At 69.5% G+C, this 12,079-nt stretch carries 8 protein-coding genes; 6 read left to right on the forward strand and 2 right to left on the reverse strand.

Annotated features, from left to right (window positions below; genetic code table 11):
* Positions 1–85: 85 nt before the first annotated feature.
* From ACIRYZ_RS10105 to ACIRYZ_RS10120, 4 genes are all read left to right on the forward strand, one after another.
* Positions 86–436, forward strand: a complete 351-nt coding sequence (locus tag ACIRYZ_RS10105) for an Lsr2 family protein (RefSeq protein WP_380608459.1) — start codon at positions 86–88, stop codon at positions 434–436.
* Positions 437–1,080: 644 nt separating this feature from the next.
* Positions 1,081–3,600, forward strand: coding sequence for an ATP-dependent Clp protease ATP-binding subunit (locus ACIRYZ_RS10110; RefSeq protein ID WP_387618510.1), 2,520 nt, complete (start codon positions 1,081–1,083; stop codon positions 3,598–3,600).
* A 342-nt stretch (positions 3,601–3,942) separates the two neighbouring features.
* A complete protein-coding gene (locus ACIRYZ_RS10115; protein WP_402941860.1) occupies positions 3,943–6,297 on the forward strand; it encodes an immune inhibitor A domain-containing protein in 2,355 nt (784 codons plus the stop codon).
* A gap of 377 nt (positions 6,298–6,674) precedes the next feature.
* On the forward strand, positions 6,675–7,481 hold the full coding sequence (locus ACIRYZ_RS10120; RefSeq protein WP_402941862.1) for a M23 family metallopeptidase: 807 nt from the start codon (positions 6,675–6,677) through the stop codon (positions 7,479–7,481).
* 10 nt (positions 7,482–7,491) lie between these two features.
* On the opposite strand, the gene ACIRYZ_RS10125 is transcribed toward ACIRYZ_RS10120, so the two are convergent.
* Entirely contained in the window at positions 7,492–8,118 is a 627-nt protein-coding gene (locus ACIRYZ_RS10125; RefSeq protein WP_393030995.1) for a TetR/AcrR family transcriptional regulator, read from the reverse strand.
* Between the two features lie 221 nt (positions 8,119–8,339).
* Here ACIRYZ_RS10125 and ACIRYZ_RS10130 point away from each other — a divergent pair, with 221 nt between their 5' ends.
* Positions 8,340–9,935 (forward strand): MDR family MFS transporter, encoded by a 1,596-nt coding sequence (locus ACIRYZ_RS10130; protein WP_402941863.1) that lies wholly within the window; start codon positions 8,340–8,342, stop codon positions 9,933–9,935.
* Between the two features lie 99 nt (positions 9,936–10,034).
* Here the strand turns inward: ACIRYZ_RS10130 and ACIRYZ_RS10135 are convergent, their stop codons facing one another.
* A complete protein-coding gene (locus ACIRYZ_RS10135; protein WP_402941864.1) occupies positions 10,035–10,955 on the reverse strand; it encodes an A/G-specific adenine glycosylase in 921 nt (306 codons plus the stop codon).
* A gap of 191 nt (positions 10,956–11,146) precedes the next feature.
* On the opposite strand from ACIRYZ_RS10135, the gene ACIRYZ_RS10140 reads away from it, so the two are divergent.
* Complete coding sequence (locus ACIRYZ_RS10140; RefSeq protein WP_402941866.1) at positions 11,147–12,025, forward strand: hypothetical protein; 879 nt, start codon at positions 11,147–11,149, stop codon at positions 12,023–12,025.
* Positions 12,026–12,079 lie beyond the last annotated feature (54 nt).

Genomic DNA, 12,079 nt, shown 5'->3' on the forward strand with positions numbered 1-12,079 from the left:
CCGTGCCGGTCAAGGGTTTGTGTTTTCCGGAGAAAGGCGCTTTCCTTTCCTTAGGCAATGGGTCGTTTAGCGGAAAGGGAAGCCCGTGGCACAGAGGGTGCAGGTCATTCTTGAAGACGATCTCGAGGGCGGTTCGGCGGACGAGACGGTGACGTTCGCGCTGGACGGCGTTGCCTACGAGATCGACCTGAAGAGCGCCAACGCGGACAAGCTGCGCGGTCTGCTGGCGCCCTACGTGGAGAAGGGTCGCAAGCAGAGCGGCCGTCTCGCCGGCGCCCGGCGTCCGGGCCGCGGCACCGCGGCGCGTCCGTCCGGCAGCGCTCCCGACACCGCGAAGATCCGCGCGTGGGCCAAGGAGCAGGGCATGGAGGTCAACGACCGCGGCCGGGTGCCGAGCACGGTCCGCGAGGCCTACGACAAGGCCAACGCGGCCTGACCCCGGCGCCGCCGGCCCACCGGAGCGGGTGCGGGGCCCCGGCGGCCGCGCACGGCGCCGACGACACACGCGCGGGGCGCGGAGGAGGCTCCTCCGCGCCCCGCGGCGCACGTCCGCCGGGCCGTCGGCACCGGTGGCGTCCGGGGCTTCGGGCTCGGGCGGCGGAACAACCACAAGCTGTGCAACGCTGTAGAGGCGAAGCGGTAGCACGGACTCCACCGGGACGGCGTACCGGACCTCCCGACCGCCGTTGAACCACCGTCACCACGACCGGACTTCTCGCCAGGCGAACACCGCCACCGCGGAAACTGCGCGAGAACCGCCCCGATACCGGGTATGAATGCAGGTGGCCGGGTTCTTCGACCCGTCCAGGGGCAGTAAGTGCGACCGGCCGTAGATGGTCTGGCTCCGCCCCGGCGGCTCTTGTTCGCCGATGGCGTAGCGGTTTCCGGTGCATCCGGCCCACCTGTGGGAACACCGATTCCCAGCATCAGGTTGGGATTGGTGTCGGCTGGTCGCGCTGCATCTCGCTCCTCTACCGGGGAGTGAATCCGTGGGCCGCGCCGCTGAGCGGGACTAGCATGCGGAAGGACAGGGCGGGGACGGACCCCGAACTGCCCGACCGCTCTGAGGAGCGATAAACGATGTTCGAGAGGTTCACCGACCGCGCGCGGCGGGTTGTCGTCCTGGCTCAGGAAGAAGCCCGGATGCTCAACCACAACTACATCGGCACCGAGCACATCCTCCTGGGTCTGATCCACGAGGGCGAGGGCGTCGCCGCCAAGGCCCTGGAGAGCCTCGGGATTTCTCTTGAGGCCGTACGCCAGCAGGTCGAGGAGATCATCGGCCAGGGCCAGCAGGCCCCGTCCGGTCACATTCCCTTCACCCCCCGGGCGAAGAAGGTCCTGGAGCTGTCACTCCGGGAGGCCCTGCAGCTCGGCCACAACTACATCGGCACCGAGCACATCCTGCTCGGCCTGATCCGCGAGGGCGAGGGCGTCGCCGCCCAGGTCCTGGTGAAGCTGGGCGCCGACCTGAACCGGGTGCGCCAGCAGGTCATCCAGCTGCTCTCCGGTTACCAGACCAGCGGCGGCAAGGAGTCGGCCACGGCCGGCGGGCCCGCCGAGGGCACCCCGTCGACCTCGCTGGTCCTGGACCAGTTCGGCCGCAACCTCACCCAGGCCGCCCGCGAGGCCAAGCTCGACCCGGTCATCGGGCGCGAGAAGGAGATCGAGCGGGTCATGCAGGTGCTGTCCCGCCGCACCAAGAACAACCCGGTCCTGATCGGTGAGCCCGGCGTCGGCAAGACCGCCGTGGTCGAGGGCCTGGCGCAGGCGATCGTCAAGGGCGAGGTCCCGGAGACGCTCAAGGACAAGCAGCTCTACACGCTGGACCTGGGCGCCCTGGTGGCCGGCTCGCGCTACCGCGGTGACTTCGAGGAGCGCCTGAAGAAGGTGCTCAAGGAGATCCGCACCCGCGGCGACATCATCCTGTTCATCGACGAGCTGCACACCCTGGTCGGCGCGGGCGCCGCCGAGGGCGCCATCGACGCCGCCAGCATCCTCAAGCCGATGCTGGCCCGTGGCGAGCTGCAGACCATCGGTGCCACCACCCTGGACGAGTACCGCAAGCACCTGGAGAAGGACGCCGCGCTGGAGCGCCGCTTCCAGCCGATCCAGGTCGCGGAGCCCTCGCTGCCGCACACCATCGAGATCCTCAAGGGTCTGCGCGACCGCTACGAGGCCCACCACCGGGTCTCCATCACGGACGCCGCCCTGGTCGCCGCCGCCACCCTGGCCGACCGGTACATCTCGGACCGCTTCCTGCCGGACAAGGCGATCGACCTGATCGACGAGGCCGGCTCCCGGATGCGCATCCGCCGGATGACCGCGCCGCCGGACCTGCGCGAGTTCGACGAGAAGATCGCCGACGTGCGCCGCGAGAAGGAGAGCGCGATCGACGCGCAGGACTTCGAGAAGGCCGCGTCCCTGCGCGACGACGAGAAGCAGCTCCTGCAGGCCAAGGCCAAGCGCGAGAAGGAGTGGAAGGCCGGCGACATGGACGTCGTCGCGGAGGTCAACGAGGAGCTCATCGCCGAGGTCCTGGCCACCGCCACCGGCATCCCGGTCTTCAAGCTGACCGAGGAGGAGACGTCCCGCCTGCTGCGTATGGAGGACGAGCTGCACAAGCGCGTCATCGGCCAGAAGGACGCCATCAAGGCGCTCTCCCAGGCCATCCGGCGCACCCGTGCGGGCCTCAAGGACCCGAAGCGCCCCGGCGGTTCGTTCATCTTCGCCGGCCCGTCCGGCGTCGGTAAGACCGAGCTGTCCAAGACGCTCGCCGAGTTCCTCTTCGGCGACGAGGACGCGCTGATCGCGCTCGACATGTCCGAGTTCTCCGAGAAGCACACCGTCTCCCGGCTGTTCGGCTCCCCGCCCGGATACGTGGGCTACGAGGAGGGCGGCCAGCTGACCGAGAAGGTCCGCCGCAAGCCGTTCTCGGTCGTCCTCTTCGACGAGGTCGAGAAGGCCCACCCGGACATCTTCAACTCGCTGCTGCAGATCCTGGAGGACGGTCGACTGACCGACTCCCAGGGCCGCGTGGTCGACTTCAAGAACACCGTCATCATCATGACGACCAACCTCGGTACCCGGGACATCTCCAAGGGCTTCAACCTGGGCTTCGCGGCCACCGGTGACACCCAGACCGGGTACGAGCGGATGAAGGCGAAGGTCGGCGAGGAGCTCAAGCAGCACTTCCGCCCCGAGTTCCTGAACCGCGTCGACGACATCGTGGTGTTCCACCAGCTGTCCGAGGACGACATCATCCAGATCGTCGACCTGATGATCGCCAAGGTGGACGAGCGGCTCAAGGACAAGGACATGGGCCTGGAGCTCAGCGTCGAGGCCAAGAAGCTGCTGGCCAAGCGCGGCTACGACCCGATCCTGGGTGCCCGTCCGCTGCGCCGCACCATCCAGCGCGAGATCGAGGACCACCTCTCCGAGAAGATCCTCTTCGGCGAGCTGCGGGCCGGCCACATCGTCGTCGTCGACGTCGACGGCGAGGGCAAGGACGCCAAGTTCACCTTCCGCGGCGAGGAGAAGTCGGCCGTCGCGGACACCCCGGCCGCGGTTGCCTCGTCCGGTCCGGACCTGACGAAGTAAGGCAACATTTAACAGACAACTTCACAGCACCGAGCCCCCGGCGTTCGCGCCGGGGGCTCGGTGCGTTCGGGGGCGGAGGATCCCGTCGTCGCTGCGGGCCGGGACTGGTGGCCCCGCGGCCGGTTGGTGCGGGCACGTCCCACTTCTCAGCAAGGTTTAACCCGCATGTGGTTGACACCCCGTCGGCTGATGGGAAGTCGGCGAGCATAGCGCCGTGCCCATGTCAGGGTCAAGACCTATCTTTTCTGCCCCCACTTCGGTCAAATGACGTCCACCTGTCTTTCATATTGGTTTACCGAGCCTTGGCCAAGAGTCGGCTCGGTCGGGGAGGGCGTCACAACGTTGAAGACCACCAGGAGAACCGCTGCGGTCACGACTGCCGCAGCGGTCATAGTCACGCTCGGCGCGGGCCTGTTCCCGGGCACCGCCGTCGCCGCCGGCGCGGCGCCGGTGCCGAAGGACCCCGCTGACGCCGTCCAGTCCGTCAACACCGAGCACAACATCCCTGGTCCGCTGACCGCGAAGGTGGAGGCCGAGCAGAAGGCCGCCACCGAGCAGCTGCTCGACGGCACCGCCCAGGTCGAGCAGCACAACGGCAGCACCAGCGTGAAGCTCGGCAAGGACAAGTACGTCGAGCTCGCCCGCGAGCGCACGGACAAGATCTTCACCATCCTGGTCGACTTCGGCGACCAGGTGGACAACACCACCAAGACGCCCGACGGCAAGGTCAAGTACGGCGGCGAGCCCGGCCCGAAGCACAACGAGATCGCGCAGCCGGACCGCGCCACCAACAACTCGACCGCCTGGCAGGCCGACTACAACCAGCAGCACTACCAGGACCTGTACTTCTCCAAGGACAAGCCCTCGCTGAAGACCTTCTACGAGAAGCAGTCCTCGGGCCGCTACTCGGTCGACGGCGTGGTCTCGGACTGGGTCCGAGTGCCGTGGAACGAGGCCCGGTACGGCTCGGACTACTGCGGTTCCAACGTCTGCTCCAGCGCCCAGGACCTGATCCGCGACGCCGTCGACATCTGGTACAAGGACCAGCTGGCGAAGGGTCAGACCAAGGAGCAGATCAAGGCGACGCTGGCCTCCTACGACCAGTGGGACCGCTACGGCTCGCACCACGACGGGAACTTCAACCAGCCCGACGGGTACATCGACCACTTCCAGATCGTGCACGCCGGTGAGGACAAGTCGGCCGGTGGCGGCAAGCAGGGCAACAAGGCCCTGTGGGCGCACCGTTCGTACGTCTACGGCAACCTGAACGGCCAGGCCGGCCCCGACGGCAACAAGCTCGGCGGCGTCCAGGTCGGTGACTCCGGCTTCTGGATCGGCGACTACACGATGCAGCCGGAGAACGGCGGCCTCGGCGTCTTCGCCCACGAGTACGGCCACGACCTCGGTCTGCCGGACCTCTACGACACCGCGGGCAAGGGCATCGACAACTCGGTCGGCTTCTGGTCGCTGATGTCCTCCGGCTCCTGGCTCGGCGAGGGCAAGGACAGCATCGGCGACATGCCGGACGACCTGGACGCCTGGAGCAAGTACAAGCTCGGCTGGCTGAAGGCGGACCACGCCAAGGCCGGCACCGAGTCGACCCACCACATCGGCCCGGTCGAGTACAACAGCAAGCTCCCGCAGGCGCTGATCGTCGACCTGCCGAAGAAGAGCATCACCACCGACATCAACAAGCCGTTCAGCGGCAACACCGAGTGGTGGAGCGGCAGCGCCGACAACCTCAACGTCACGCTGACCCGGGACATCGACCTGACCGGCAAGACCAAGGCCAGCATCAACGCCAAGGCCTGGTACGAGCTGGAGCCGGACTTCGACTACGCCTTCGGCGAGGTCTCCGCCGACGGCGGCAAGACCTGGACCGTGGTGGACGGCACCTGGAACGGCGCCGCGCTGCCCAGGGAGAACGGCCGCCCGGCCCTCAGCGGCCTGACCGCCGCCTGGGGCGACCTGTCCTTCCCGCTGGACGCCTACGCCGGCAAGCAGATCAAGTTCCGCTACCACAACACCACCGACGGCGGCCTGCACTACCGCGGTCTGGCGGTGGACGACATCTCGGTGACCGCCGACGGCGCCACTGTCTTCAGCGACGACGTCGAGAAGGGTGACAACGGCTGGGCCACCGACGGCTTCACCCGCTTCGGCGGCTCGTACACCAAGGACTACGCGCAGTACTACATCGCGGAGAACCGGCAGTACGTGTCGTTCGACCAGACCCTGAAGACCGGCCCGTACAACTTCGGCTTCGGCACCGACAAGCCGAGCTGGGCCGAGCACTACGCGTACCAGCCCGGTCTGCTGATCTGGTACTGGGACGAGTCGCAGACCGACAACAACGTCAGCGCCCACCCGGGCCAGGGTCTGATCCTCCCGGTCGACTCGCACCCGGCCCCGCTGAAGTGGACCGACGGCACCCTGATGCGTCCGCGCATGCAGGGCTTCGACTCCGCCTTCGGCTCGCGTCGCGTCCCGGCGCTGACGCTGCACAAGAACGGCGTCGAGACGGTCATCCCGAAGTCCAAGGGCGTCGACGAGTTCAACGACCTGAAGTCCTGGTGGTCGAAGGACAACCCGTACAGCGGTGTTGACGTCCCGAAGACCGGCACCAGCATCGAGGTCGAGAACGAGTCCGCGAACTACCTGGAGACCTGGATCCGGGTCCGCCCGGTCGACAACTGATCGCCTGACGGTCGGGCCGTGATCACACGGCGCTGAAGTCTCCACGTCCGGCCCGTCCCCGCAAGCGCGCGGGGGCGGGCCGGATTTCCTTTGCGTCAGCCTTCCGACGCCTCTGGCACCCCTTCGAACCCCGGGGCCGGGCGGCGCGGTCCGTCGGGGCGGATCCGGGTGGATCGGGCCTGTCGTCGACGATCCGATCTCATGATCGTTACTCCGTCGGCTTGAATCTCCGGCGCCGTGCTGACTACACGCCGTAGTACGTCACCGCGTTTGGGACTCCGCTCGGTGACGGTTGAAGCTGAGTGCTCCCCCGCTCAGCACGCGCCCGACCGGGCGCCTCGTGCTGCCCTCCGCACGACCGTGAGGTACGTCAGGCGATGTCCACCCTCCCGCCCGCGGGGCCGGCCCGGCCCCGGCACGCCACCCTGTCCGGCAGCCGGCAGCGGGCCGAGCGCGACCACGCGGTGCTCTCCGCCGGGGCGGCCGCGGTCCTGCTGGCGAGCTCGGTGCTGCTGGCCGCGCCGGGCAGCGCCTCGGCGCAGACCGTGCGGCCGACCACGCCGGGCAGTTCGGCCTTCACGGCTCCACAGGCGGCGGTACCCAACCCGGGCCTGGTCCAGGTGGCCGGCCCCAGCCCGTACAAGCTGCCCGACGACGCCGCCTCGGCGCAGGCGTTCGTGGCGATGGCGCCCAACCTGCTGCCGGCCGCGGCACCCGCCGCCACCCCGGAGCCGGAGCCGGAACCCGAGCCCACACCGGCCCCCGCTCCCGCACCCGGCTGGTCGGCCCCGGTGCCGGACGCGCCGACCAGCAATCCGTACGGGGTGGCCGATTCCGAGTACGCCGCCGGGTACCACACCGGGGTGGACTTCGCGGTCGACCCGGGCACCCCGGTGCTGGCGGTCGGCGACGCGACCGTGGTCTCGGCCCGCTGGGACGGCGCGTACGGCAAGGAGGTCGTGCTGCGGCTCACCGACGGGCACTTCGCGCAGTACGCCCACCTGTCGGCGCTGTCGGTCTCGCGGGGCGACCACGTGCCGGCGGGCGAGCGGGTCGGGCTGTCCGGGAGCACCGGCAACTCGACCGGGCCGCATCTGCACTTCGAGATCCGCACCAGCAACCGCTACGGTGCGGTGATCAACCCGATCGCCTACCTCTCCGGACACGGCGTCACGGCGTTCTGAGGCGTGGCGCTCAGCCGGTGACGCGGGGGTGGATCCGGCCGCCGATCTCCAGTGCGATGTCCCGGGCCGCCTCGAGCGCCTCGTCCAGGCTGGCCGAGGGCAGCTTCTCGCCCCACACGTTCTCGGTGCGGTCGCAGTCCGTGGCGTCCTGCTTGAGCAGGAAGAACGCCGAGTGGACGCTGAACAGCGCCATCGCGGCCCGCAGCCGCTCGTGGAAGTCCGCGTCCGGCCCGTGCACCAGCTGCATCATGGTGATCACGCGGTCCCGGAAGGCCACCCCGGCCGGGGAGTCGCGCAGCGCGGGCTGGTTCTCGTGGAAGAAGCGCAGCAGCGGCGCCCGCTCGGGCATCCCGTCCGCGTAACGGCGGATCAGCTCGTCGCGCATCTCCGGGCTCCAGGTCTGCTTCCGGCCCCACTCGATGGTCTCGTCGATCGGCGCGGCCATCCGCTCGACGATGCCCAGGACGATGTCGTCCTTGGTCTTGAAGTGGTAGTAGAGCGCGGCCTTGGTGACGCCCAGGCGGTCGGCGATCTCGCGCAGTGAGGTCTGCTCGTAGCCCTGCTCGGAGAAGAGCTCCAGCGACACCTCGATGATGCGAGCCCGGGTGTCGCTGCGGGGGCTGTGCGGAGTGCCCATGGCCTGCCTCATGACTGCGTCGGTGACTGCTGCGGACCCCAGGATGGCATCCGCTCCGGGCTCATTCTCCCTGCCCAGATGGCCGATCGGAAAACTGGCTTGACGACCGGCTAGGAAACAACTTACCGTACCGACGATCGATAAACTAGCCGGGCGACAAGTAAGTGATCGCCGCACGGCGCGACGAACATCCGAAACACCCCTCCGGGAGACCCCACCCCATGTCACAGTCCAAGACCGCCGGCCCGGTACCGGAGGACAAGACGGCCGAGGAGGAGCAGCCGCGGTCACCCCGCGAGATCCGCCTCGTGATGGTCGGCTTGGTCGTCACGATGCTGCTGGCCATGCTCGACAACCTGATCGTCGGCACCGCGATGCCGACCATCGTCGGTGACCTCGGCGGCGCCGAGCACCTGTCCTGGGTGGTCACCGCCTACACCCTGGCCACCGCCGCCTCCACGCCGATCTGGGGCAAGCTCGGCGACCTCTACGGCCGCAAGGGCGCCTTCCTCACCTCGATCGTGATCTTCCTGGTGGGCTCGGCGCTGTCCGGCCTGTCGCAGAACATGAACGAGCTGATCGGCTTCCGCGCCCTGCAGGGCCTCGGCGCCGGCGGTCTGATGGTCGGCGTCATGTCGATCATGGGCGCGCTCGTCCCGCCGCGCGACCGCGGCAAGTACCAGGGCATGTTCGCCGCGGTGATGGCGCTGGCCACCATCGGCGGCCCGCTGGCCGGCGGCTTCATCACCGACCACCTGAGCTGGCACTGGACCTTCTACATCAACCTGCCGCTCGGCGTGATAGCCCTCGCCGTCGTCGTCGTCACCCTGAAGCTGCCGAAGGTCCACAACAACGCCCGGATCGACTACCTCGGCGCGATCCTGCTCACCGTCGGCATCACCTCGCTCGTGCTGATCACCACCTGGGGCGGCCAGCAGTACGCCTGGGGCTCCAAGGAGATCCTCGGCCTGGCCGCGCTCTCCGCCGCCTCGCTGATCACCTTCTGCTACGTCGAGCAGCGGGTCGACGAGCCGATGCTGCCGCTGAGCCTGTTCAAGAACCTGAACTTCACCCTGGTCTCGATCATCGGCTTCATCGTCGGCTTCGTGATGTTCGGCTCGACCGTCTTCCTGCCGCTCTACCAGCAGATCGTCCAGGGCGCCTCGGCGACCAACTCCGGCCTGCTGCTGATGCCGATGATGTTCGGCATGCTGGTCGTCTCGCTGGTGGTCGGTCAGGCCGTCACCAAGACCGGCAAGTACCGAATCTTCCCGATCATCGGCACCATCGTGATGACCGGCGGCCTGATCCTGCTCTCCACCATGGGCACCGAGACCAGCAGCTTCACCTCGGCCTGCTGGATGATCGTGCTCGGCGCCGGCATGGGCTTCCTGATGCAGATCACCATGCTGGTCGCGCAGAACAGCGTCGAGCTCAAGGACATGGGCGTGGCCAGCTCCACCGCCACGCTGTTCCGCACCATCGGCGGTTCCTTCGGCGTCGCGCTGTTCGGCGCACTGTTCAACAACCGGGTGACCGACACCATGAAGGAGCGGCTCGGCGAGCACGCCTCGGCGGGCGGCGGCGTGAAGGACCCGGGCCAGATGAGCCCGGCCGCACTGCGCAAGCTGCCCGAGGCCGTCCAGGACGCCTACCACCACGCGGTGTCCAACGGCATGCACACCGTCTTCCTGTGCGGCGCCGGGGTGGCCGTGATCGCCATCGCCGCCGCGGTGTTCCTGCGCGAGGTGCCGCTGCGCGGTGCCGGCAAGGGCGAGAAGCCGGCCGAGTCCTCGCTGGAGGCGGCGGCCGTCTGACGGTCCCGCTTCGAACGGCGCCCCCGGGAGGTTCTCCTCCCGGGGGCGCCGTTCTGTTGCCTGCCGCTGTTGCCTGCCGTTGTTGCCTACCGCTGTTCGCTACTGCGGGAGCCGGTAGACGCCCTGTTCGACCGGCTCGACCAGGCCGTCCGCGACCAGGCCGTCCAGGGCCCGGGCCCGCTGCACGGCGTCCGGCCAGACGACGTCCAGGCGGGCCTGGGGAACCGAGCCGTGCGCCTCGCGCAGCACCGCGAGCAGCTTGCCGCGCACCTGGCGGTCCGTCCCCTCGTAGGACTGGCCGCGCCGGGCCGGGCCCTCGTACGCGGGGCGGCCGGCCCGCTGCCAGGCGCAGCCGGCGAACAGCGGGCAGTCCCCGCACTCCGGGCCGCGGGCGGTGCAGACCAGCGCGCCCAGCTCCATCACGCCGACCGCCCAGGTGGCGGCGGTCTCGGCGTCGTCGGGCAGCAGGGCGGTCGCGGTACGGCGCTCGGCGGCGGTGGTGGCCTGGGCCGGGTACTCGACGCCGGTCACCGCGCGGGCGAAGACCCGGCGGACGTTGGTGTCCAGCACCACGTGCCGCTGGCGGAAGGCGAAGGAGGCGACCGCGGCGGCGGTGTACTCCCCCACCCCGGGCAGCGAGAGCAGGGTGGCGTGGTCGTCCGGGACCTCGCCGCCGTGCTCCTCGGTGATCGCCACGGCGGCCGCGTGCAGCCGCAGCGCGCGGCGGGGGTAGCCCAGCCGGCCCCACATCCGGACCGCCTCGCCGGACGCCTCGCCGGCGAGGTCGGCCGGGGTGGGCCAGCGGGTCATCCAGGCCTGCCAGGCGGGCAGCACCCGCTTCACCGGGGTCTGCTGGAGCATGAACTCGCTCACCATGACCGCCCAGGGCGTCGCGTCGGGGGTCCGCCAGGGCAGGTCTCGCTTGCTGGCCTCGTACCAGTCGAGGACGGTCGAGTGCAGCAGCGGCAGGGGCATCGGCAGCCGGGGGGCGGGGACGGCGGCGGTGGTGTTGGCAGTCATGGCCCTTCGATCCTCCCATGCCGGGGAACGCGACCGAATTGGAGGATTCGACTCCGGATGGGCCGGAAATCGCCGGGAAAGCCGGTCCGGAGGCTCCCTCGAACGGCTCAAACGGCGGATCATGTGAAGGAAGGGGCGACTGTGCGGTGTTGGTGGAGCACTAGCCACACACAGTCTCGTAGAGTTTGATCGTGCCCTCTCTGCGTCAACCCGTGGGACCGCTGCCGGCCTCGATCTACTGGCGTCGGCGCATCGTCGTGCTCGCCGCCGTCGCGGCGGTCATCGCCCTGATCGCCTGGCTGATGACCGATCAGGGCGGGGGCGGTGACGACGGCTCACCGAGCAAGGCCGCACAGGCCGTACCGCCCCAGTCCCAGAGCCAGTCCCCCGCGCAGGCGATCACGCCCGGCGCCTCCCCGAGCGGCCCCGCGGCACGCCCGGGCGGCGGCACCGGGGGAACCGGCGGCCCGGTCAGCGGCGGCGGCAGCGAGGTCGGCCTCAGCGGCGGCTCCGGCGGCGGCGCCAACCCGGCGCCGGCGGGCGGCTCCGGTGCCGCGGGTGGCTCCGGCGGGTCCGGCGGTTCCGGCGGGTCCGGAAACGGCGGGGCGTCCGGCGGGTCGGGCGGTGGGGCTCCGGCGGTGAACACGCCCGAGGTGATGGCCCTCCCGATCTGCACCTCTTCGCAGGTGGCCCTGGAACTGAGCCCCAGCCAGAACCCCTACCAGCCCAAGGACAAGCCGAAGCTGGCCCTGACGGTCAAGAACTCCGGCGCCAACTGCCGGGTGGACCTGGGCCGCACCACCTCCGTCCTCACGGTCAGTGGCAACAACAACGACCGGGTCTGGTCCTCCGGAGACTGCCCGCCCGACAAGGGCAGCATCTGGGTGCAGATCCCGGCGAACAGCAACCAGACCGAGACCTTCACCTGGGACCGCAGCCGCAGCAAGCCGCAGTGCGCGACCGCCGACCAGACGGCGCCGCCGAACGGGACCTACGTGGTGCTCGCAGAGCTCACCGGGCTCTCGGGGGACAAGGTGTCGGCGCGAACGTCGATCCGGCTGGACGGCTGAGGATCAGTCAACTCGCTTCGGAGCCCCGGTCGCAGGCGCGACCGGGGCTCCGGC

The sequence above is a fragment of the Kitasatospora sp. NPDC101155 genome, from assembly GCF_044768305.1.
Classification (GTDB): Bacteria; Actinomycetota; Actinomycetes; order Streptomycetales; family Streptomycetaceae; genus Kitasatospora.